We start from the raw sequence: 20,507 nt of genomic DNA, 5'->3' as shown, positions 1-20,507 counted from the left end.
TGGCTGTGCATGGCTGAATTTACCACGGCCCATCCGAGCGGCGACTTTGGTGAATGCCGCAGCACAGCATGTTGGCATGCTGAGGGCCGTTGCCGGTCCGCCGATTTCGAACCGAACGTTCGAATTTCGCATTGTCCTTCCCGACGCCCTTTCCTCACACAGCGTCCTCGTCATCGCGGGCGACAGGAATCTCGCGGACATCAATCTCAACGAGGCGCCCTATTCTGCGTTCGCGGTACTCCTCCTCACTGGAACGTCGCTCGTATTCGGGGTCATCGGCATCAATTAGGCCGTCAATCTCCCGACTTGGCCCAACTGAAGCGTTCAATTCGTCGAGCGTCGGGAAACTACTAACGGCGACGCTATCAATGGCACGCGCCTCATCTGTAACTGAAGACAACGCGCCAGAAGCTATCACGAAACGCATCTCGGACCCGTCGACTTCCAAAATGTCTGAAACTTCGGCGCCGACATACCGACAGCGTTCGACCAGATAATGCCATGGAATGCAATGTGTCTCTATATCGCCCAGAGCCCTCGGCCCATTCGCCTTCACAGTATTCGCGCTGACAAGCAGGCAACCGTATTCGAATTCGACAAAATCTCCCGGAGTGGGCTTTATGGCCCAGTGGTTACGCTGGTTCTCAGCAGAGTAAATGCAGTAGATAGGTTGCAAGCGGTTGGCCTTGGCATCCTTGATCAACAAGTCGATCTGCTGCGCGCCTGACGATTTCACCTTGTGCGGTATCTTCAGCACGCCGTTTTTCTGCAATCGCTTCGCCTGAACCCGCATTCGGAACTTCCGGCGTCGTCCGATAATGTGCCATTCCCAGTCCGCGCCGTTCAGAGCCTCTTTCTTCTTTCCGAATGTATGCAAAGTGATAATTGCAGGATGGCGGCGACGAAGTTCCAGCAGGTTGGTTTCCGTAATCGTTTCTTCGCCATAGCTGACATGGACATCGTCCCGATGCGCAAATCCAAGATTTTTCGAGGTCGCATGGGCCAACTCCAGCAAGCTATATAAAAGTGATCCTCTCAAATCCACGCCTCTGCATCTTTCTGCCACAGCGTGCGGGAAATTTTTGTAGCTCGCAAGTTGCCCGGAAAAAGATTGACTCAAACGGCAGCTCGGCGCAATCAAACGAACCCGTTAAGATAGCGTGGTCGGCATAAAGTGGTTCCGACAATTGGTGCCACGGCGCGTGTCCGCTACCTCCCGCGCTATCGTCATTCATATTTTCGAAATGCTACGGAAGGCGCGAACGGCAGGAATGCGAAAACTGCAGCGCGGCGTGAATTGGACTGGGGCATGTCTCCTGCTCGCCGAGCAAGAAAACGGCTTTGCCGTCTTCTGACATCCGCCCGACAAACCCGCGGTCAGGCGACGAAGCTGTTTTCGAGCCGGGATTTTCATTGAGTTGTTGCGCAACGGATTCGACCGTTGCCTGATTGCAACGCTCGTGGCCAACAGGTCCAAATTCCGTTGAATCGAATCGCCCAAGGTCGTTATCAGGCCTGTTCGGTCCATAGAGGCCGCATTGAAATGTCTCAAAGGAAAGGAGGGTAAATGCACATGACAATCATCAGCTTCGCCCTCCTCGGGCAGCTTTCCGCATAATTCGCTGCAAGCAGGGTGAATTTCGGTCCGCCAATAGGTCGGCCCAATTGCCCACGATTCTGAGATATTACCATGGACGATCTTTCCATGGACAGCTTCTCCAACGCAAACCGCCCGGGGGACGTGGTCCGCTTCCTTACTGAGCATCCGGTCGCAACCGGACACCAATGCGCACGAGAAACGCCGAACTTGCTCGTCGCTCTCGGCCCTGCCCGCGAACGCGCATTGAAATCGATCTCGGCTCTTCGGTCAGCTGATTTCTATGCCCTATACGGCGTTGAGGCACGCCATGTTTGACGGCTTTCAGATATGGCTGGGCCAGATGATGCTGAACGACATCTTTGTTGGGGGCATTGCCCTTGGCAGCATCGGAATTGTCATGGCTGCGGCGCGCGTTATCGCGATGCTGGTAGGGCGAATGGTATCGCGCCGTGCCTGTGGACGCGGTGTTCACGGGACGAGACGCGGGAGAGCGGCGACATGGCATCAGCTTCTCGGGCCTCCTGAACGCCATTGATGGGGTTGGTTCCCAGGAAGGGCGGGCGCTGGTCATGACCACCAATCACCTCGAAAGACTGGATCCCGCCCTGATCCGTCCGGGTCGCGCAGATGTCCATGTCGAACTCGGACTGGTGGGCGCCAACACCGCCCGCGCTCTGTTTGAACGGTTTTTTCCCGATCACTTCGCCGCAGCCGCTGAATTCGAGGCTGCGCTTGGCATGCATCTCTTCAGCCCCGCGACGATACAAGGTTGGCTGTTGCGGTATCACGACAATCCCGAAGCGGAAGCGCAACCTGGAGAACTGATTCCCCGAACCGAATCCAGCTCCTATGATGAGATCGGGGCAACACTCTATGACATCCCGAGAACCAATGAATGGCATGAGATGCCAGGATAGGATGTCAATCAGCGGCGGCCCGTTGTTCTACATCCTCCCAGTGCCTGTTGACCGGCAGCTTGCGGGCGCGGCGCTCGAGATCAGCCAGCGTCACGGGCATGTAATCCCAGACATCGACCCCGGCATTGACAGCATTGCGCGATCCGAGCCAGTTGTTGTGGACATGCCCAAAGACTTGGAGCGCACCCTTCCGCGCGCCATTCCACGTGATCATCGGGTAATGGCACAGCACACTGCGCCTGCCGTTATCGTCAACTTCCGTCAGATGCGTGACCGAGGCCCAGGGCAAGAGCTGTGTCAGCTCGCCGTCGTGATTGCCGACGACCAGATGTTTTTCGGCGCCCGGCAGTTGCCCGAAGATCATCTCCAGCCAGGATACATCCTTCGCCGCGGGGCCGAAGGCGAAATCGCCCACGATCCAAAGCGTATCTTCGGGTTTCACCACCTTCCACATATTTTCGATCAATGCGGAATCCATATGACTGACCGAACGAAACGGGCGGCCACAGAACGGGATGATATTTTCATGGCCGAAATGCGTATCGGCCGTGTACCAGATGGTCATTCCGATCTCTCGGTGTTATTCGTCACGATGATAGCGCTGTTCGGATTCCGCAGCATCATCAATCCTCCTCGTGTCGCCGCATATCCTGAATCTTTACCAGATGCTCGAACCTCGCGACGGACATCAGAACAAATCGCGGTTCCCCGCCGTGCTGGATAGCCACGGGCGCTTCGTCCGCTGCATCCAGTACCTTTTCACTCCTGTTCGCGAACTCGATCATGGAAAAACTGCGCATCGTATCCTCCCAGGCATGTCTTCGGCATCCTGTCTCGATCATTGGAGATGACAGGTATTGGGGGAGAGCCCGACAGGGTTTTGCCAACCCCGCTCATGATCCAGGAATCGTGTTGATCGTGGTTGGCCCGCCCTCCGGCGACAGGTTCATGCGCTCTCGCGGGACCGGTTGAGGGTTCTCCCAATTCCACTCGCCGATCTGCCGGAAATGGCGGATCGCATCCTCGATGACCTCCCAGGTGATGCCCGGCGCGTCCACCACCACATCCAGCCCGATCCCATGCCGATAGCTCGGATCGAGGTGGTAGCTTTCGCGGATCTCCGGCGGATCGTTCCGCAGCATGTCGGCCTCTGCATTGCACCGATATTCATTTCCAGCCAGGACACATCCTTCGCCGCAGGCCCGAAGGCGAAATCGCCGACGATCCAGAGTGAATCCTCTGGTTTCACCACCTTCCACATGTTCTCGATCAATGCGGAATCCATGTGACTGACGGAACGAAACGGGCGACCGCTGAACGGGATGATGTTTTCACGGCCAAAATGCGTGTCGGCGGTGAACCAGACGGTCATTCCGGTCTCTCGGTTTTATCCGTCACAACTTCATAGCTGTTCGGGTTTCGAAACAGCACCCGTCCGAAATCTTGAAAGACCAGGCTATCCGCCCCGATATTGCCGCACTGACAATAGGCCATGCCGATGGTCGCGCCTTTGGGCGTCGAGACATCCCGATGCCAGCTCTCGACGATCGTGTCGCAGCGTAGACATCTGACGCGAAACGGCCCGGGTGTCCTGTCTGTAGCAAGATGTGAGGTTTCCCTTCCCATGTCGTCATGTCCTTCGAATTTTTGTCGGATATTCCAATACTTTCATTCTTATGACTCTTCCTTATCGACCGGAGGCCCAAAATCCACTTCGCCATGTGCATTCTCGGGGTCAATCTCAGAAACAAGATCATCCAGAGACGGCATGAGATTAGCGTTGTCGTCGAGTATTTTCCTCGAGTGGCTGGTTAGCAATTTCGCTTCGTCCGGAGGGATATCCTCCGTGTGGCGCGCGTAGGTCATGCCGCTAGAGGATAGATCCCGCTTCAATGCAGCAACCAACTGCTCTTTTAGCTCACCGGGCATGTCTTCGAGCGTGTAGGCGTTTTGGTCTTTCTTGCTCACGGCTCGCTCCTCCGCGTTTGGCCATTGCAGATAATTCAGGACTTGATGTCGGGGAGCTGATCGTCCGTCGCAAGCGGTTCATGACAATCCAGCACGTCGTTTTAAATTCATTCGGCCCACAGGGCTATACCGGTGACGCCCGGTCGCAATGAACAGACGACAAAATCGTTCCCAATCGTGCAGGTAAATCATCTGCTCACCGGTCGTGCTATCGCGCAGAACAGTCGATCCTGAGGCGCTCTCCCGCCAAAACTCCGCGAAGGGCAGAGCCTCGATATCGCTCTGGCGAACCATGCCGCGGACAACCGGCAGGCCAAAATATGTTCTGTCAGTCATTCTTCATGCCACATCCTGCCGAAAAAGGGCTTGAAGTCATCGTCAGGGGAAACGAAGCCTGCCTGTGCGGTGTTTTTCTGGGTTTTTGGCACAATACCGTCCAATTGTTTCCGAGTTGCCGAAATGCTGGCGATGGCGCGGTCAAGCGCCTCAGATACCTCGTGGTTACTTTGCGCAAGCTCAGCGGCAAGCCCCGCAAGTATTGATTCCAAGCGTTCGGACTTGATGCGCGCTGGCTCTTGCGCTTCCGAGGAAACCTGATTGCACGGTGTTGAAAAGGGACTCGTGGCCATTTCCCGTTCCTATCATCATAAATTTCCGCCGCCGCTCAAGATCAGCAGGACCGCAAATGGCATCGCCAGCTCAGCGGGCAACTTGACGCTTCCTCAGCCGCTCGACGTGGGCCAGATCGAAACCATCGGACGTCGCCATTGTTAGCTAAATCTCCTTGGATTCGAAATGAGCAACATTTGCCCCGGCAATGTTATAAAGAGATACGGGGGCGCCAACGCCGGATTATCGATTTTGGCAGCACACGCTTCCCGCTGGCGCGCCATTTTTGAAGGTAGGATTGCGAAACCACCCATTTCCGCTTGCCGCCAGCGGGCAGGCCGTCGAAATCTTGTATCAGGGAGGACACATCCAAGTCTGTAGGTAGATCCTTTTTTACCTTTGTGACGAAATTGATGGATTCCTGGGTCGGAACATAGACTTCGATCACTTTCTGACCGTTGGCGGTAGCAGCTTTTTCCTCCCGAACGTCAATCAAGCCATGGATTAGGAGGAGTTCGGCGCTGTCCAGCGGAAGGTATCCGAAATCGACCGCCACCAGTGTCAGCAGACCGAGCATGTTTCCGGTTTCATCCGAACTGAATTGATTCTGTAACTGCATTCGCGGCCTATAGTTTCATATCGGAAGGTTCGATGCTGTCTCCCGAAATCTGTTCGAGGATTTGACGATCCGTTTCCTCGAGGTCCTGCCGTGCCAATTCGTAATCAACCAGACTAAAGCGTATCGTGGACTGGCCGGCCTCGGTTTCATACCTCGCGGTAAAAACGGCAGAACATTCGGGCGGGGCGACCGGGCGTCGGTCAGAATCGAACGCATAGCCTTGATACGTCAGATGCGTGCAAGGCTCTTTCTCTTGTGGCGAAAGTTGGCCGGAAGGCGTCCAGACATATTTGACCATTCTTCCACCGAGTCCATCAGCACCGACCCAACTTGGCTGACCGTATAGTTCCTCGATTTGTGCAGCTAGTGCGGCGGGATCGGGCAGTTCGGCATTTGGCTTCCGCATGGTGCGCCAGAGGCCGACAAGTCGACCCTCAAGCACAGGTGTCGCATTTCTCAGCGTTATTTCCTCATAGGGCTCATTTCCCATCCGAGTGCGTAATCCGATGCCTGCTGTGTCGTAGCCAATGGTGATATCCGCTTCGAAGCGCAGCCCGTCGGGTGACGTCACGACTTGCTGGATAATCTTTGGATTGAGCGATCCACCCAAGTGCTTTTCGAGCTCAAGCACGGTTTCTGTCGCGATCTGACCGGGCTGCAGATCAAGGATCTTATAAGGATAAGGGCGTGGCTCCGGTTCCGGAAGCGGGGTCAACTCGTCTGCGAAGGCTGGACCGGTAGCTATGCAGAAAATGGCGGCGCGAAACATCTGGTTGTTCACAGGCGATACTCCCCAATCTTCATAAAATGAATCATTCACTATAAATGATACGATAAGTCCGTGGACGATCAAGCATCTTTTCTATGCAAGAATGTGCATGGGAAAAGCGTTCACGGTCAGCGACTTTGGCAAGCGTCTGCGGAAGCTGCGTAAATCGCGCGGCTACTCGCAAGAAAGCTTTGCATTGCAGGTCGAACTCGACCGAACATATGTGGGTGGTATCGAACGCGGTGAGAGGAACCCGGGACTCAAAGTGATCTTAAAAATTGCAGAGGCTCTGGAAGTTCCCCCCCAGGATCTGTTCGACCGAGGAGAGCAGACTGTAAGGGCAGACGAAACTTGACTCACCTAGGAATTGGGACAAACACAACCTCTTCAGTACCCGTCAATGGATGGTGATCATAGTTCAACCCGATATCCGTCAATACCGTCTCGTCAAGTGACAGGATCAATCACGCACGTGTCACATCCCGACCCGATGTTTTCATATGGTCAACTTACAGGCAAGGCTCTCAGCCCCATGCCCCGTGCTCGGTTCGGTCATCACCGCCGAGATCATGTTGATTGCTCCGGAGCAGTTGGGGCAGAATTGACTTCCAAGCCTCCAGCATAGAGCGGAAATAGTCAGGGTCGTCTTTCAAAACCGTCTGTACTCCCATGCCACGCACCAAGCAGACAGTCATGTTCAACGCGACGCGCGTTGACTGAGGCAACCCATCGGCCTGTTTTTCGAATTCCCCCCAGATGCCGTCCAGAGCCGCGTGAAAGTCCCTCACCACCGGTATCATACGCTCTCGAAGCTCTGCGTCAGTTCGGGCTTCATTGATGAATTCCAAAGAGATGTAGAAGAACCGGCCCGAGAACATTTGCCACAGAAACTCCACGAAATCCCCAAGGCTCACCTCCTGGCGCGCGACTCTGCTAGCGGTTTCCCTGATTTCACGTGTTCCTTCGCCCAGAAGGTCTTCCATCGCTGCGATGATGATATCAGACCGGGTAGGAAAATGATGCAGTAGAGCGCCACGTGACACCCCGGCGCGACGGGAGAACTCTGGCGTTGACGCGGAATTGTAGCCCAGATCATAAATGACCTCGAGCGCTGCCTCGATCAGTTTCTCGCGCATCGCGATGCTACGGGCCTGCACTGGTTTCTCGCTGCGTCTCGGTCCTGAAGTTATGTCGGCCATTGATCCTCCCCTGGGAACCGGATCGACACTATGCCGTCAATAGGCGAGCGACGGAAGCCAGAGCGTCAAGATCGGAAACGCGATCAGGATGATCAGCGTCAGTAGGTCCATCGCGAGAAACCAGGTGATGCCACGGAAGATCTCCGGCAGGGTCACGCGATTGTTGAGCGCCCCGTTAATCATATAGACATTCAGCCCGATCGGTGGCGTTATCAACCCGATTTCCAGGAGCTTGATGACGATGATCCCGAACCAAACCGGGTTGATGTCGGCCTCGTTCACAAGCGGGACAAGGATCGGCAGGGTCAAAAGCAGCAGGCCAATGCTGTCGATCAGCATACCTAGGACGAGGTAGATCACGGCCACGGCAAACAGGATCCACCAGGTTTCGGTGCTGACCGAGAGGATTGCGTCGGAAAACGCCCGTGGGAAGCCAGACAGCGCCAAAAAACGCGTGAAGAAGAGCGATCCGATCAGAATGATAAAAATGGAGGCAGTCGAGACCACAGCCTGCGTGACTGCCTCGAACAGTGCGGCACGTGTCAGCTTGCGCCGGACGACGGCAATGACTAGTGCCGCAAAAGCACCCAGCGCGCCGGCCTCCGTGGGCGAGAAAATGCCTGAGAAGATGCCACCCAGAACCACGAGGATCAGGGTCGGCAGCGGCCAGACATCGCGGAACGCCTCGCGCCGCTCCTCCGGGGTCGGGTTGATCTCGACCGTTCCTGCAAGACTTGGGGTCACCTTCACCCTAACCATGATCATTACCATGTAGATCAGCGCCGAAAGCAATCCGGGCAGGAATCCCGCCATGAAGAGTTGCCCCACCGAAACCTGCGCGTAGACGCCGTAAAGGATCAGCAGGACAGAGGGAGGGATCAGCGAACCCAGCGTGCCCGAAGCGGCGATGGTGCCGGTCGCCAGTCCACGGTCATAGCCGTTGTTCAGCATCTCGGGAACCGCCATGCGCGACATCGCCGAGGCCGTCGCAACCGACGAGCCGGAGGCCGCAGCGAAGAAAGCGCAGGCTCCAACAGAGGTGATTGCAAGGCCTCCAGGCAGCCGGGCAAGATAAAGCCTGAGGGCCAGGAAAAGCCCGCGGGTCATGTCGGTCGAAGAGCAGATGAAGCCCATCAGGAGAAACATAGGTGCGGCCGAAAGCTCCCACTGGCCAACATAGTCGAAGGGCGTGGCAGAAATCATGCCCCATGCAACATTCATGTTGAACATGATCCCGATGCCCGCGATGGACACGAGGCCAAGGGCCAGTCCGATCGGCACTCGGATCGCGATCAGCACGAGCGCGGCAGCGACACCTGCGATTCCGATTTCCAGATTGCTCATTGGGTGGCCTCCCGAAGCGCATGGGCGGGGCGGATCAAAGTGCTTGCCGCCGGATGATGGCGCGCAGCAGGTTCGCCAGCACTGCCAGCAATGCGCCCGCGAACCCGATGGGTAGGGCCCAGCGGGCCGGCCAGATGTAGAACCGGAAATTGCTCATCGCCTCCTCCGCGCGCAGGGTCGCGCGGGTGGCGTCGAGCAGGGATTGCCAGAACAGCATTCCGAAGAAGATCAACCCCAGCAGGCAGGCGAAGATGTAGAGGGCAAGCTGTACCGATTTTGGCATCATCTGCGCGAAAAGATCAACGCGGATGTTCTCGTTTTTGTACTCGACATACCCAAGCGCAAGAAACACCAGCGCCACCATGTAGTAGAATGACACCCATTCAAGCGTACCGACGATTTGGCCGTTGACAAAATAGCGCACACCCACGTCGAGCGTGATATGTATCATCATCAGGAGCATCACGAGACAGGCCGCGGTTACGGTGCCGATGTTCAGCCAGCGGATGGCGCCCAGGACGATTTGCATCGTGAAACCTTGCCTTCCTTGGAGCATCTAGCGGGCCTGCAAGCGGTGCAGGCCCGGGGCCCACACACAGATCAATTCACACCGTAGGTCGACGCGTCGATCTTGCTGAAGATCTCCTGCATGGCAAGCTCGGTTAACCCGTCCTCGTCAGTGGCGTCGACATCGACCAGCAGATCCTTCCATTTCTGCATCGTCGCCTCGAAATCGCTGATCAAAGCCTGGGGTTCGGCCACGCCGAAATCGGTACCTGCCTTCTCGGCGGCAGCTGCGGATGTCCGGTCGCGGAATTCCGCCACGTGGTCGGCCAGGTCCTGCTCCGGTTCGTAGACGTTGCCGCCCGCATCCCTGGACGCCTGAAGGCCGGCCTCAACCTTTTCATTGTAGGCAATTACCATGCGCGCCATCGACCGTGCCGAGGCCTCCATCAGTACTTCGCGCTGTTCGGGGGTGAGGCCAGCCCAGAAATCGGGATTGTAACCCCATTGCGGCCCCGACCAGTACATGCCGGTCGACAAAAGCGTCGTGTGCTCGGCCACTTCGAGGAGAGAGCGGTCCACGAGGTCGCTTGCGGCGTTGGTGGCGCAGTCGAGCGTTCCGCGCTCGAGGCCGGTATACATCTCGCTCGACGGCACGTTGACCGGAATGCCGCCGGCCTCTTCGACCCAGACCGATACGGCCGATCCCGCAGTGCGGATGCGCTTTCCCTTCATTTCCTCGAGAGTACGTACCGGGCTTGAGCACATCAGCACATAGGCCGGGGTCGCGTAGGCGCCAAGGTAAACCAGCCCCTTGTCCTGCCACTCCTGAAGCTGGACTTCATTATTCATCGAGAAATCGGTGACGGCAAAGATCGCAGCGACGGGATCGGAATAGGCGAAGCCCAGTTCCTGCACTGCATTGGCAACCGGCAGATCCGAGGGCGTGTAGATCGCCGCGTGATGTGCGACCTGCACGACGTTGTCCTGGATACCCTGCAGTGACGCGCGCGGTGCCAGCAGGACGGTGCCTGTGTAAACCTCGGGAACCAGGTCACCTTCGGACAGTTCCTGCACCAGTTCGGCCCAGCGAATATAGCCCTCGCCAGACATTGGCACGGCGCCGTCGTAGAAGCTGTTGGCGATGAAGTTGGTTTCCGCGGACGCAGCGCCGGCCATCATCAAACCGGCAAGCGTGGTAAAAGACAGCAGTTTTTTCATGGTTGTTCCCCTGTTGGTTGGAAATGCAAACCGCCAACTGTTTTTATGCTTGGTCGCGGCGGTATTGCGGATGGTCATATACTCCCGCTCTCATGTGCCTCTGCCATTTCCCTTAGAGAGTTGAACCGGAAGGTTGTCTCCGCCAACTGCCCGGGATCCATCGTGGCTCCGAAGCCCTGCTTCTGGTGACGTCGATAGATCCAGGCGTTGTCGAGTCCGTTGGCGCGCGCCGGCACATGGTCGTGAAACATGCTCTCGGCTGTATGTAGCAGTTCGGTCTTCGCGATCCCCAGACGCTCTATCCCGGCAAGCAGATAATCGAAATTCCGCTGCGCCGGCTTGTAACTGCCGATATCCTCGGCGGTGAATACCCCGTCCCAATCGATACCCAGCTTGCGGGCCGAACCGGCGAAGCTACGATTGTCAACATTCGAGAGGACGATCATCCGGTAATGTAGCTTGAGATAGGCCAGCGCGTCTGCGCTGTCGGGAAAGGCCGGCCAATCAGGAACACTCGCGCCATAGCGTTCGCATTCCTCCCAATCAACGGCCAGGCCCAATTCCTCGGCGCAGCGGCGATAGACTGTAGCCAAAAGGCTAGAATAGGCCCTTCCAGGTGTCTGAGCCTGTGCGGCACTCTCGTTGCGGGCATGCATTTCGAGAACCGCATCATCGGACATCTCTGTGCCCAATCGGTCGGTCAGCGGCTTTAGCCCGGCCAGCATCCCGCTTTCCCAGTCAATCAGCGTTCCATACACATCGAAGCTGAGCGCGGTATAATCCCTGAGCCTTGCCATCAGAGCCCCGCGGCCTTCTTGACCGCCTCCCCGCCCTTGAGAATAAGCGGCATGTACACGCCTTGCTCCGTCAAGAGTTTGAGGTCTTCTAGCGGGTTGCCATCGACTGCGATGATGTCGGCATGAGCGCCGGGCGCGATAGTGCCGATCTGCCCCTCCATCCGCAGCACCTTGGCCGCATCCAACGTGGCGGAACGAATCACGGCATCTGCCGGGATATAGCGACCGCGCAAGGTGAATTCGTCCGACTGCGCGGTCTGCATCCCGCCAAGAAGATCCGAGCCGTAACCCATGATAGCGCCCGCCGCATATAGCTTCTCGAGCCGTTCCAGTCCGTGTTCACGTACGTCCGAGACCTTGGCAAGGGATGCCGGCGGCAGACCGAATTCCGCGCCTTTGCGGGCAAGCAGGTCGTAGGTGATATTGGTCGGCACAACGGGGATGCGCTCCTTCGCGATGCGCGCAATGGTCGCGTCAGAGATAAGGTTGCCATGCTCAATGCACTCGAAACCGCAGTCCAGCGCCCGGACGATTGCCTCGTCGGAATAGAGATGTCCTGTTGCGTAAGTGCCGAAACTCCTTGCGATCTCGACCAGCGCCTTCAGCTCATCGACCGAGAACACGAGATAGCCGATCGGGTCGGACGGTGAGGACACGCCGCCATCCGCCATCACCTTGATAAACTGAGCACCGTTCTTGATTTCCTCCCGTGCAGCTCGCTGCACCTCTGGAACGCCGTCACAGATGCGCCCCATGGCGCCCAGGCTCTGGTCGTACCAGGCGACCGATTTGTTGTCATAAGGACCACGGTAATCGGTATGCCCTCCGGTCTGCGACAGGGCCTTGCCACAGATCACCAGTCGTGGGCCGAGAAATGCGCCTTCTTCGACCGCCACTTGCAAACCCCGATCAGCGCCGCCTAGGTCGCGCACAGTGGTGAAACCGCGCATCAGCATATTGCGCATCAGCACGCTACTGCGCGCAGCAATCAGTGACGACGGCAATGCCGCATTCAGCCCCAGATTGGCCGTCGAGGCGATGACGTGGACGTGGCAATCCACCAATCCTGGCATCACTGTCAGGCCGTCGAGATCAAGCACCTCGTCAGTCGTTGCTGTGGCCGCAGTACCGACATCGCGGATTATCCCATTTTCGATCACGATCCCCATGGGTTCGGTCGGTTCGGTCGCGGTCCCGTCAACGATCCGGGCATTTTTCAGGAGTTTTACGGTCATATCACCTCGTATTCCCGGATAGCGCCAGGTTCTGCCCCATCCTTTGCCAGAACTGTCAGTCCGCCATGGGGTGGCTCACTCAAGCGCCGCTTCGCGTCTTGTGCCAGTCTTCCAAGTAATCGAGCACATATTGCAGGTCGACCACGTCGACATAGCGCCGACCGAGATCACGCAGATTGTCGCGATGCGGTTGTTCCTCGATGTCGCCAACGCAATCCTCGGGTACCAATGTTCTGTACCGATGGCTGAACGCATCGATCGAGCTCGCCCGGATGCAGCCGCTGGTGTTGCAGCCGGTGACGATGACGGTATCAACCCGTTCCTTCGCGAAGAAGTCGGAAACATCGGTGCCGAAGAAGATCGAGGGGCCTTTCTTGCAGACAAGGAGATCGTAGTCGGGATCGTAGATCCGAGGGTCCAGCTCCACGCTTGGATGATCACGGCGAAACGTCTCGCGCACCGCAGTGATCTTCCAGTAGGGCATTTCGCGCTCGTTCATGTAGGCGGTGTTGCAATTCGCTATCGGCACATCGAAATCGCGGGCGACCTTCAGCAGTTTCTCGGTGTTCTCGAGAGCCCGCATCACGAGGGGAGCTCCACCCAGCGGGTACTGCGCCTCGGTGAAACCCTTCTGGAAATCCACGACGACGATTCCGGGCTTGAAGCCGGTTCCGACCGGAATTTCGCCGTAGCTTCGCTGCTTGTAATCGTCCTGTGCCGGCATCCGTGCGCCTCCCTGATATTAACGATAACAGAATGCGGCATCAAAAAAATCAGTCAAGACTGTTTTTTATTATCGACAGGTCTGTCCACTCTGACTCACGAAAATGTTACTGATCAGATTCTGGACATTCTAATCACCCATGGACGCGCGCGGGCTAAACTTGTGCCTTGTCAAGGAAATATCATTAACAATACAACAGCCCTCTATTAGGGTCTAAAAATCAACCGAAGCATCTGAATTAAATAATAATATTTACGATATCATCCTCTGACAGCATGAATGAAAGCAACGAATACTATCACACTAGATATGCAATTTGCTTTCAGATTGCAGTTATCTGACAGCACTTAACCCATTCAACTGGAAGCTGTTTATTTTATTTTATAACAATATGTTAACAATAAAATACACCTGATTTAAGTATCTCCAACGCCGACAACTTCTCTCGAACAACACAATATATTGATTCCCGATTCGGTTAGTGAGATTGCTGGGGTGCGAATCAGTGGAGATCCCAATGTGGCAAGTCATAAATCAGCATGAACTCTTGAAGGCTCGCCTGCATGAGCGTGGATCGTCATTTGCAGCGGTCGCGCGAGAGCTAGGCGTGCACCCGTCGGCTGTAACTCATGTTGCGAAGCGGAAGCACAAATTGAAGCGCCCCGGGTTTACCGGAGAGTAAAACACTCGAAGGATGAGCCCTATGAGCCAGAAGAGATATACCCCCGCCTATCCTGCCGAACTTCGCGATCGCGGCGTTCGGCTTTTCCGCGACCATCGTGGTGAATATGCCAGTGACAATGCTGCCTACCGGGCGATTGCGCCGAAGCTGGGCTGCTCTCCGGACAGTCTTCGCGTGTGGTGCCAGCAGGCCGAACGTGATGCGGGACAGGGGGCCGGGTTGACAAGCGCAGAGAAGGATCGGATCAAGGAATTGGAGCGCGAGGTGCGCGAACTTCGGACGGCCAACGAGATCCTGAAGAAGGCGAGCGCGTATTTCGCGCAGGCGGAGCTCGACCGCCCGTTCCGGAAATGATCGCGTTCATTGCAGATCATCGAGAGGTCTTCGGGGTCGAGCCGATCTGTCGCGTGCTGCCGATCGCCCCCTCGACATACTACGCGCGCAGGGCGATCCTCCGCGACCCTGATCGAGCCTCAGATCGGGCGAAGCGGGATGCACGGAACAGCGCGGAGATCAAGCGTGCTTTCGATGCCAGCCGCGGCCGCTACGGGGCCCGCAAGATCTGGCATCAACTGCGCCGCGAGGGAAAGGACATCGCCCGCTGCACGGTCGAACGGCTCATGAAAGCTCTCGATTTGCAGGGCGTGGTGCGCGGCAAGAAGCGCACGACCATTCCTGACCCCGCCCAGGCCTGCCCGGACGACAAGGTGAACCGGGAATTTACAGCCGCGACCCCGAACCAGCTTTGGGTCAGCGACTTCACCTATGCCTCCAGCTGGGCCGGCATGGTCTATGTCGCCTTCGTCATTGATGTCTTCGCCCGCAGGATCGTCGGCTGGCGGGTCTCGACCTCGATGACCACCAGCTTCGTGCTCGATGCACTGAACCAGGCGATCTGCCAGCGATGCCCCGATGAGAGCGATGCTCTGATCCACCATTCGGATCGCGGCAGCCAATACCTGTCGATCCGCTACACCGAGCGGCTGGAGGAAGCCGGGATCGATCCCTCGGTCGGCAGCGTCGGTGACAGCTACGACAACGCCCTGGCCGAAAGCACCATCGGATTGTTCAAGACCGAGGTCATCAACTTCCTCGGCCCGTGGAAATCCGTCAGCCAGGTCGAATGGGAAACCCTGAAATGGGTGAACTGGTATAATTCAGAGCGGCTGCACAGCTCCATCGGCTATGTCACGCCGCAAGAAGCGGAGGAGAAATTCTATGCGAATGTAAACGCCCTTGAAAAAGCAGCGTAAGTTTTGAACAAAAAACTCTCCGGTAAACCCGGGGCGCTTCAAATCTGCTCGAATCATGTCTGCCCTTGCACGACACGCCGGCCTCGAAAAAAACGATTTGTCGCCAACCGATGAAGAAACGAAAGCATCCACTCAGTCTCAGCAGGAGAGCAATATGCCTACATAAACGAAAAAAGCTCGGGAGTTCCACCACCCGAGCCCTTCCGTGAGGATCAATGACCCACATTTCCTATAGCCATTGATTCTCTCTTTTAACATCCATGTCAACAAAAAACGCGGGCCATGAGACGTCTGCACATGGAAGAATTTATCCAAGAGTGTGACAATGACAGCCCATCAAGGTGCGGATAATATCTCCAGCGTACGTCTCACGCTACTCGCAATATTGCGGTGCGCTCTCGGTTCAGCTGTAGATGCTGGAAATGGATCACGCGCAAATCTGATGGACGACACGTTCGCGTCCACCCCGAAGGTCCTCGAGCTTCTGACGCCTCAATCAGATCAGGGTCGAAATCGACTGATTCCTTGCACCGGTCACTTCGGCAAGTCAGGGACGATCCAGAACGCTTTCGTCCATCAACTCGACATGCGGCCCGATCAACATAACCAAAAGGAGAGAAGCATGTCGTAGTTTAAAGGAAAAAGGGCTTGGAGGTTACCGCCTCCAAGCCCCTAATTCGGGTATCCAAGACACCCTTGCTCTAATTCTCGGATACCCACTTTTCGATCAACGAGTCAAGCGCTCGGCGCTCCTGCTTGGTGTGCCAAGACAAACGTCTGACATCTGAAAGGGGTCTTCCATGACCATTCTCACGCGCAGTATTCGCGCGGCAGACCAGGTGTGTCTGCCACTCACCCACTTTGTCCGCCTCACTAAAAGAGGAGGTGGCCATGTTTGATCAGGAATTCGATGGCTTCGTCTTGCCAGAACCATCACGCGCAACGCGCCCGGTCTCATGGCGATCCCGCGGTAGCTGCCGTGGAACAGTCGTGCTGAGGCTCCAAGAACGCCGCCAGGTCGTCGTCTATGAAAGCCTTCTCGAGCTCATGTGCATCCTGCTGATGCCGCTCGCCGAGTGATTGGACAAATCCTCGAGGACAAAACCGAATTTGCCCAAGCCGTTGGCGCAGAAGGTACGTGGGACTTCTTCGGAACACCCCATTTGATCTGCTCTGATACCGGGTCGGCATTTGCCTCGGACATGTTTGTTGCTGCCGTGAATTCTCTGGGCGCAATCATGCTGTTTCCTCCCATAAAAATTCCGGAGCTCCGCTCCCGGATTGAGCGGGTGTTCGGAACCATGGCCCGTCAGCTCATGCCGAGGCTCCCCGGTCGGACATTCGACAGCCCGAAATCGCGGGGGAATTATCCCTCCGAGGTCCGGACGGTGCTTACGGATGAAGACCTCACCCGAATCCTGACCATCTGGGTCGTTGACCACTATCATCACCAGGAACATCGGGGGCTCCCGGGCGGACAATCGCCCGCTAGTCGATGGCGCGAGCTCGTCAGCAAGTATCATGTCACTGAACCGCCCGACACGAATACGCGCCGTGTTGCGCTCGGCTATGAATTTGAGCGTGTCCCATCAAAGCAGGGCGTTGTGTTGCTTTCGAATCACTATTCATGTCCGGAGCTTGAATCATTCTGGCGACACAACAAGGGCAAGTCAGTCCGACTTCGGATCGAGCCAAGCAACATTGGCGCAGTGTCGGTTCAAATCGGAACGGAGTGGTTCCCCGCACCGGCACGCAATGGTGAGGAACTCGAAGGCATGTCCTTGGTCGAATGGACCATGGTCATGCGTGATTTCCGAACGCGTTACGCCGGTGAGGCCAAGTTAACCCTACCGCAGCGAAATCGCGCAATCCAAAAAATCAAGGCAATAGTCGGAGACGCTTGTGAGAGAACTGGGTTGATCGATCCCGATTATTCCGCCGAGCATCTGGAGTACCTGGAAAACAATCTATGCGCGGGTCTGTTGTTCGATCACCCCGATCTGCCGCCAGCTTCAGATGATGATGTTCCATTTGGTCGGCGTATCACCCCCAGCACCTCAGCAACAAAATCGGAACAGACGCTTGCCCAGAAGCAAACAGAAACTTTCCCCGCCGTCCAATTCAATAGCGAACCAGCCTGGAAGCTGGAGGAATGATCATGAACAACTACACCCATCTTTCCCCTGAAATTCACCGTCAACTGGCCCGCCTTCGGAGTCGCTTCGTGCCGAGGCGCTGTTTTTGTGAGTTCTCGAATGCGATGAGTACCCTCGAAGATCGGCGCCGCGCGGAAATCGCCGAAGGTCTGAACCCCGAGGCGCGCGGTGTGGCCGTAATCGGCAACAGTGGATCTGGGAAATCGACGGCGGTTACCCATTTCTTCCAGGGCCACGACACTCTCCGGATGCTGTCTCACGAAGACGAGACTGCGGATGTCGCCAGTTTCCTTGTCCCTTCTCCGGCAACTCTGAAGGGAGTGGGGATCTCCTGCCTCAGCGGACTTGGCTACCCACTGATGCGGGACCGTACCGCCGGGATTATTTGGGAACTTGTCCAGTCGCACCTTCGGGAACTACAAGTCATGTTCCTACATCTGGACGAGGCGCAGGACCTGATGGGGTCGCAGAGCGAACGCGAGATGTTGGCCGTAGTAAATACGCTGAAATCCGTGATGCAAAACAAGCACTGGCCAGTCAGTATCGTCTTGAGCGGGCTGCCTACCTTGAAAACACTGCTGAATCTGGACCCTCAGCTCGGCCGGCGCTTCACGCCGGTTAGCTTCAGCCAGCTTGATGACATCAATGATGGCCAGAATGTGTGTGCTTTGATTCAGCAATACGCCCAGGCTGCGGTTATCGAATGCGCAGAAGAGGTGCGAACGGAAGATTTTGTCGCGCGCCTGATCCATGCGGCAGCCAACGAGTTTGGTATTCTAATCGAAATCATCATCGGTGCCATCGAAATCTGCATGCGCAGAGACGAAAGCACCTTGGGCAAAGAGCACTTCGTGGCCGAGTTTCTGCGGCGGACCGGATGTGTCGATGACCTCAATCCCTTTGTCCGGCGAGACTATAGCGCTCTTAATCCGAGGCTGATCCTTCCGGTGCACGAAGATCTACTGAATGGCAAAGTGCCACCCCGTCGAGGAGCACCAAAGAAATGACGCGTCTCAGGCTCACGGTTTCGCCCTACGAGGGCGAAACCTCCCTCTCCATAATCTCACGTCTCGCCCGCCGCAATGGGGCGAGTTTCGTTCAAGATTTCTGTTCTGACATGGGTGTTAATTGGCGCGATGCAGCCAATGGGGACACGACTGAAATTCAGTCTCTTGCCCGCCTCTCTGGCCTGCCGAGCCACATGCTGAAGGATCGCTCGGTGACCCGCATGCACGATGCCGGCTATATGCTGAATGGACAGTTCCTCACATCGAAGTCGTTGGGACGACGCGAGCTTCGGGTGTGCCCCCGCTGTTTATGCGAGAACGACAGGCAGGGAGGCGAATTCGCGCGCCACGGTCGCTTGGAATGGCTGGTCAGTTCGTATCGAACCTGTCACATCCATCGTATCCCCATGCTTACTTTGCCAGACGCGAACTACCCTCGGTGCCACCATGACTTCATCCAGCGCGTTCGAGATCACTGGCGGACCATCCTCAGGGCTGAGCAGGAACTGGTTTCGCAATCCGGGCGAAGCCAGTTCGAAGCGTATATTGCATCACGGGTCCGTGGGGACGAGCGGAACGATCCATGCGATGATCTCGACCTAGACCTGATGTGCCGGCTGAGTGATGAATTAGGTGTCGTGTTGGAATTCGGGGCATCGGCCTACCCTTCAAAGCTTACCTCGGATGAAATGGGCCAAGCGGCGGAGGCCGGATTTCTTGCACTTTCGGGTGGCCCCGACAAATTGTACTCAGCGTTCCAGGCCATTCGAGCAGCATCTACGAGTACCGTACCCGGCTTCCAAGCTGATTTCGGCGTGTTAGCACGTCGGATTGAGCGCATCGATCATAGCTCATCCAGATATGCCGGATTCATTGACCAACTTACCGACTTTGCCTTCACGCATTACCCCTATGCCAAGGGGGACATCCTCTTCGGACGAGAGTGCTCTGAAAGGCGCGTCCACAATCTGGCGTCGGCAGCCGAAACACATGGCCTGAACTATTCGCGAATGTGGCGCATCGCGGTAGGTCTAGGCCTCGGGACGACAGAGCAGGCCGAGCGAATCCAGTTTTCTGCTGTGGAGAATGATCGGACGATCGCGGAGTACGCAGCCTGCCTATCTCCGAAGCGGGCCGCCGAAAGGTTGGGGATCAGGGGAGAAATGTTGAACAGGCTGGTCAATGCCGACCTGATAGCCCCCCGATTCGATTTGACAGGCCTCGTGCCGGTCTACCATCCGGAGGATCTCAGCCATCTTACCAGCTTTCCCGCAATGCAGGCAGAGCTGGTGGAAGCACTTCCAGACGGGTACGCCAGCCTGACCACCATAGGGGTCCACGCTAAATGCCGCTTCGAAGAAGTGGTGCGGCTCGCTCTGGATGGCAAGCTGAAGTCCCTTTGCCGGATGCAAGAACATCCCACGCTGGACGGACTGTATGTGAGTCTCGACGATCTGAGGGATCAGTTGGAGGAACCAGCTCCATCGGGTTTCACGAGGAAGGAAGCCAAGCGCTTGCTAGGAGTTAACTCTTCAACGATTGCTTGGCTTGTGCGGCAAGAGTTGCTGCCTTCGACAACAGTCAGGCATCATCGTCATCGCCGCCCAGTGACCTTGATCAGTCAACAGGGACTCATAGGCTTCCTCAAGAAATACGCCACCCTCGGCATGATGGCTTCGGCAGCGCATACTCAGGCCAAGCATGTAGCTGCCAAGCTGGCTAGGGCCCGAATTTATCCGCTCGATTTGGATAACCACCTCAGTAAGATCTACGTGCGCACGCCGAAGTTGGAAAAGCTGTTTGATCCAGGATGGTTGCCTAGTCTCGTAGCGGGCTGATTTCTTATTCTGACACGGCATTCGCCTCGCCACCCTCAGGGTGGCGGGTTTTTTTCATGTTTGTG

At 56.4% G+C, this 20,507-nt stretch carries 26 protein-coding genes and 1 other annotated feature; of the genes, 9 read left to right on the top strand and 17 right to left on the bottom strand.

Going from position 1 to position 20,507, the window contains the following annotated elements; genetic code table 11:
- Nucleotides 1-154: 154 nt before the first annotated feature.
- Nucleotides 155-1,045: a DUF6615 family protein gene (locus JHX88_RS06590; protein ID WP_141225878.1), complete on the bottom strand. Its 891-nt coding sequence runs from the start codon at nucleotides 1,043-1,045 to the stop codon at nucleotides 155-157.
- Nucleotides 1,046-1,690: 645 nt separating this feature from the next.
- On the opposite strand from JHX88_RS06590, the gene JHX88_RS06585 reads away from it, so the two are divergent.
- Together JHX88_RS06585 and JHX88_RS06580 are read left to right on the top strand one after the other, a co-directional pair.
- Nucleotides 1,691-1,915, top strand: coding sequence for a hypothetical protein (locus JHX88_RS06585; RefSeq protein ID WP_141225879.1), 225 nt, complete (start codon nucleotides 1,691-1,693; stop codon nucleotides 1,913-1,915).
- 134 nt (nucleotides 1,916-2,049) lie between these two features.
- A complete protein-coding gene (locus JHX88_RS06580) occupies nucleotides 2,050-2,517 on the top strand; it encodes an AAA family ATPase (protein WP_084203231.1) in 468 nt (155 codons plus the stop codon).
- Between the two features lie 4 nt (nucleotides 2,518-2,521).
- On the opposite strand, the gene JHX88_RS06575 is transcribed toward JHX88_RS06580, so the two are convergent.
- The 9 genes from JHX88_RS06575 to JHX88_RS06535 form a co-directional block, all read right to left on the bottom strand.
- Nucleotides 2,522-3,082, bottom strand: coding sequence for a metallophosphoesterase (locus tag JHX88_RS06575; protein WP_076527230.1), 561 nt, complete (start codon nucleotides 3,080-3,082; stop codon nucleotides 2,522-2,524).
- 58 nt (nucleotides 3,083-3,140) lie between these two features.
- Nucleotides 3,141-3,317, bottom strand: coding sequence for a type II toxin-antitoxin system Phd/YefM family antitoxin (locus tag JHX88_RS06570; protein ID WP_141225880.1), 177 nt, complete (start codon nucleotides 3,315-3,317; stop codon nucleotides 3,141-3,143).
- Between the two features lie 93 nt (nucleotides 3,318-3,410).
- Nucleotides 3,411-3,659: a hypothetical protein gene (locus tag JHX88_RS06565; RefSeq protein ID WP_076527231.1), complete on the bottom strand. Its 249-nt coding sequence runs from the start codon at nucleotides 3,657-3,659 to the stop codon at nucleotides 3,411-3,413.
- 226 nt (nucleotides 3,660-3,885) lie between these two features.
- Nucleotides 3,886-4,143, bottom strand: a complete 258-nt coding sequence (locus JHX88_RS06560) for a hypothetical protein (RefSeq protein WP_141225881.1) — start codon at nucleotides 4,141-4,143, stop codon at nucleotides 3,886-3,888.
- A 48-nt stretch (nucleotides 4,144-4,191) separates the two neighbouring features.
- On the bottom strand, nucleotides 4,192-4,485 hold the full coding sequence (locus JHX88_RS06555; RefSeq protein WP_076527232.1) for an AbrB/MazE/SpoVT family DNA-binding domain-containing protein: 294 nt from the start codon (nucleotides 4,483-4,485) through the stop codon (nucleotides 4,192-4,194).
- Nucleotides 4,486-4,563: 78 nt separating this feature from the next.
- Entirely contained in the window at nucleotides 4,564-4,821 is a 258-nt protein-coding gene (locus JHX88_RS06550) for a hypothetical protein (RefSeq protein ID WP_141225882.1), read from the bottom strand.
- On the bottom strand, nucleotides 4,818-5,114 hold the full coding sequence (locus tag JHX88_RS06545; RefSeq protein WP_076527233.1) for a hypothetical protein: 297 nt from the start codon (nucleotides 5,112-5,114) through the stop codon (nucleotides 4,818-4,820). Before JHX88_RS06545 ends, JHX88_RS06550 begins: the two co-directional genes overlap by 4 nt.
- Nucleotides 5,115-5,305: 191 nt before the next feature.
- The gene (locus JHX88_RS06540; protein WP_176011469.1) at nucleotides 5,306-5,671 is read right to left on the bottom strand and encodes a hypothetical protein; all 366 of its coding nucleotides are present in this window, start codon (nucleotides 5,669-5,671) and stop codon (nucleotides 5,306-5,308) included.
- Between the two features lie 49 nt (nucleotides 5,672-5,720).
- Entirely contained in the window at nucleotides 5,721-6,494 is a 774-nt protein-coding gene (locus tag JHX88_RS06535) for a hypothetical protein (protein WP_141225883.1), read from the bottom strand.
- 97 nt (nucleotides 6,495-6,591) lie between these two features.
- Between JHX88_RS06535 and JHX88_RS06530 the strand changes: the two genes are divergently transcribed.
- Complete coding sequence (locus tag JHX88_RS06530) at nucleotides 6,592-6,837, top strand: helix-turn-helix domain-containing protein (RefSeq protein ID WP_076527236.1); 246 nt, start codon at nucleotides 6,592-6,594, stop codon at nucleotides 6,835-6,837.
- A gap of 169 nt (nucleotides 6,838-7,006) precedes the next feature.
- Here the strand turns inward: JHX88_RS06530 and JHX88_RS06525 are convergent, their stop codons facing one another.
- The 7 genes from JHX88_RS06525 to JHX88_RS06495 form a co-directional block, all read right to left on the bottom strand.
- Nucleotides 7,007-7,681, bottom strand: a complete 675-nt coding sequence (locus JHX88_RS06525) for a TetR/AcrR family transcriptional regulator (protein WP_076527237.1) — start codon at nucleotides 7,679-7,681, stop codon at nucleotides 7,007-7,009.
- A gap of 36 nt (nucleotides 7,682-7,717) precedes the next feature.
- Nucleotides 7,718-9,025: a TRAP transporter large permease gene (locus JHX88_RS06520; protein WP_076527238.1), complete on the bottom strand. Its 1,308-nt coding sequence runs from the start codon at nucleotides 9,023-9,025 to the stop codon at nucleotides 7,718-7,720.
- Between the two features lie 34 nt (nucleotides 9,026-9,059).
- On the bottom strand, nucleotides 9,060-9,554 hold the full coding sequence (locus JHX88_RS06515; RefSeq protein WP_076527239.1) for a TRAP transporter small permease subunit: 495 nt from the start codon (nucleotides 9,552-9,554) through the stop codon (nucleotides 9,060-9,062).
- A 71-nt stretch (nucleotides 9,555-9,625) separates the two neighbouring features.
- The gene (locus tag JHX88_RS06510) at nucleotides 9,626-10,750 is read right to left on the bottom strand and encodes a C4-dicarboxylate TRAP transporter substrate-binding protein (RefSeq protein ID WP_076527261.1); all 1,125 of its coding nucleotides are present in this window, start codon (nucleotides 10,748-10,750) and stop codon (nucleotides 9,626-9,628) included.
- A 74-nt stretch (nucleotides 10,751-10,824) separates the two neighbouring features.
- Nucleotides 10,825-11,547: a haloacid dehalogenase type II gene (locus JHX88_RS06505; RefSeq protein WP_076527240.1), complete on the bottom strand. Its 723-nt coding sequence runs from the start codon at nucleotides 11,545-11,547 to the stop codon at nucleotides 10,825-10,827.
- A complete protein-coding gene (locus tag JHX88_RS06500; protein ID WP_272848204.1) occupies nucleotides 11,547-12,716 on the bottom strand; it encodes a metal-dependent hydrolase family protein in 1,170 nt (389 codons plus the stop codon). Before JHX88_RS06500 ends, JHX88_RS06505 begins: the two co-directional genes overlap by 1 nt.
- A gap of 145 nt (nucleotides 12,717-12,861) precedes the next feature.
- Nucleotides 12,862-13,506 (bottom strand): isochorismatase family protein, encoded by a 645-nt coding sequence (locus JHX88_RS06495; protein ID WP_076527242.1) that lies wholly within the window; start codon nucleotides 13,504-13,506, stop codon nucleotides 12,862-12,864.
- A gap of 517 nt (nucleotides 13,507-14,023) precedes the next feature.
- Here JHX88_RS06495 and JHX88_RS22305 point away from each other — a divergent pair.
- From JHX88_RS22305 to JHX88_RS06470, 6 genes are all read left to right on the top strand, one after another.
- The gene (locus tag JHX88_RS22305; protein WP_419182361.1) at nucleotides 14,024-14,188 is read left to right on the top strand and encodes a helix-turn-helix domain-containing protein; all 165 of its coding nucleotides are present in this window, start codon (nucleotides 14,024-14,026) and stop codon (nucleotides 14,186-14,188) included.
- Between the two features lie 21 nt (nucleotides 14,189-14,209).
- A protein-coding gene (locus JHX88_RS06490; protein WP_141225884.1) for an IS3 family transposase occupies nucleotides 14,210-15,441 on the top strand; the annotation gives its coding sequence in 2 pieces (ribosomal slippage) (nucleotides 14,210-14,507 and nucleotides 14,507-15,441; 1,233 coding nt in all).
- Nucleotides 14,497-14,613, top strand: a sequence feature (AL1L pseudoknot). Its footprint overlaps the gene before it by 117 nt.
- 891 nt (nucleotides 15,442-16,332) lie before the next feature.
- Nucleotides 16,333-16,521, top strand: a complete 189-nt coding sequence (locus JHX88_RS06485; RefSeq protein ID WP_076527246.1) for a hypothetical protein — start codon at nucleotides 16,333-16,335, stop codon at nucleotides 16,519-16,521.
- Entirely contained in the window at nucleotides 16,518-17,597 is a 1,080-nt protein-coding gene (locus tag JHX88_RS06480; RefSeq protein WP_076527247.1) for a hypothetical protein, read from the top strand. The genes JHX88_RS06485 and JHX88_RS06480 overlap by 4 nt, the downstream gene beginning before the upstream one ends.
- 2 nt (nucleotides 17,598-17,599) lie before the next feature.
- The gene (locus tag JHX88_RS06475; protein WP_176011470.1) at nucleotides 17,600-18,604 is read left to right on the top strand and encodes a TniB family NTP-binding protein; all 1,005 of its coding nucleotides are present in this window, start codon (nucleotides 17,600-17,602) and stop codon (nucleotides 18,602-18,604) included.
- Nucleotides 18,601-20,442: a TniQ family protein gene (locus JHX88_RS06470; protein ID WP_076527249.1), complete on the top strand. Its 1,842-nt coding sequence runs from the start codon at nucleotides 18,601-18,603 to the stop codon at nucleotides 20,440-20,442. Before JHX88_RS06475 ends, JHX88_RS06470 begins: the two co-directional genes overlap by 4 nt.
- The last annotated feature ends 65 nt before the right edge of the window (nucleotides 20,443-20,507 follow it).

Source organism: Paracoccus saliphilus (assembly GCF_028553805.1).
GTDB lineage: Bacteria > Pseudomonadota > Alphaproteobacteria > Rhodobacterales > Rhodobacteraceae > Paracoccus > Paracoccus saliphilus.
The sequence above is the reverse complement of the archived record's forward strand: the minus strand, read 5'-3'. Positions and strand labels throughout refer to the sequence as shown.

Excerpts from the sequence above, each read along its gene's own strand:
- JHX88_RS06585 (WP_141225879.1), top strand. The coding sequence starts at position 1,691 with ATGGACGATCTTTCCATGGACAGCTTCTCCAACGCAAACCGCCCGGGG.
- JHX88_RS06575 (WP_076527230.1), bottom strand. The coding sequence starts at position 3,082 with ATGACCATCTGGTACACGGCCGATACGCATTTCGGCCATGAAAATATC.
- JHX88_RS06570 (WP_141225880.1), bottom strand. The coding sequence starts at position 3,317 with ATGCGCAGTTTTTCCATGATCGAGTTCGCGAACAGGAGTGAAAAGGTA.
- JHX88_RS06565 (WP_076527231.1), bottom strand. The coding sequence starts at position 3,659 with ATGCTGCGGAACGATCCGCCGGAGATCCGCGAAAGCTACCACCTCGAT.
- JHX88_RS06560 (WP_141225881.1), bottom strand. The coding sequence starts at position 4,143 with ATGGGAAGGGAAACCTCACATCTTGCTACAGACAGGACACCCGGGCCG.
- JHX88_RS06550 (WP_141225882.1), bottom strand. The coding sequence starts at position 4,821 with ATGACTGACAGAACATATTTTGGCCTGCCGGTTGTCCGCGGCATGGTT.
- JHX88_RS06545 (WP_076527233.1), bottom strand. The coding sequence starts at position 5,114 with ATGGCCACGAGTCCCTTTTCAACACCGTGCAATCAGGTTTCCTCGGAA.
- JHX88_RS06540 (WP_176011469.1), bottom strand. The coding sequence starts at position 5,671 with ATGCTCGGTCTGCTGACACTGGTGGCGGTCGATTTCGGATACCTTCCG.
- JHX88_RS06530 (WP_076527236.1), top strand. The coding sequence starts at position 6,592 with ATGGGAAAAGCGTTCACGGTCAGCGACTTTGGCAAGCGTCTGCGGAAG.
- JHX88_RS06525 (WP_076527237.1), bottom strand. The coding sequence starts at position 7,681 with ATGGCCGACATAACTTCAGGACCGAGACGCAGCGAGAAACCAGTGCAG.
- JHX88_RS06520 (WP_076527238.1), bottom strand. The coding sequence starts at position 9,025 with ATGAGCAATCTGGAAATCGGAATCGCAGGTGTCGCTGCCGCGCTCGTG.
- JHX88_RS06515 (WP_076527239.1), bottom strand. The coding sequence starts at position 9,554 with ATGCAAATCGTCCTGGGCGCCATCCGCTGGCTGAACATCGGCACCGTA.
- JHX88_RS06510 (WP_076527261.1), bottom strand. The coding sequence starts at position 10,750 with ATGAAAAAACTGCTGTCTTTTACCACGCTTGCCGGTTTGATGATGGCC.
- JHX88_RS06505 (WP_076527240.1), bottom strand. The coding sequence starts at position 11,547 with ATGGCAAGGCTCAGGGATTATACCGCGCTCAGCTTCGATGTGTATGGA.
- JHX88_RS06500 (WP_272848204.1), bottom strand. The coding sequence starts at position 12,716 with ATGGGGATCGTGATCGAAAATGGGATAATCCGCGATGTCGGTACTGCG.
- JHX88_RS06495 (WP_076527242.1), bottom strand. The coding sequence starts at position 13,506 with ATGCCGGCACAGGACGATTACAAGCAGCGAAGCTACGGCGAAATTCCG.
- JHX88_RS22305 (WP_419182361.1), top strand. The coding sequence starts at position 14,024 with ATGTGGCAAGTCATAAATCAGCATGAACTCTTGAAGGCTCGCCTGCAT.
- JHX88_RS06485 (WP_076527246.1), top strand. The coding sequence starts at position 16,333 with ATGTTTGATCAGGAATTCGATGGCTTCGTCTTGCCAGAACCATCACGC.
- JHX88_RS06475 (WP_176011470.1), top strand. The coding sequence starts at position 17,600 with ATGAACAACTACACCCATCTTTCCCCTGAAATTCACCGTCAACTGGCC.
- JHX88_RS06470 (WP_076527249.1), top strand. The coding sequence starts at position 18,601 with ATGACGCGTCTCAGGCTCACGGTTTCGCCCTACGAGGGCGAAACCTCC.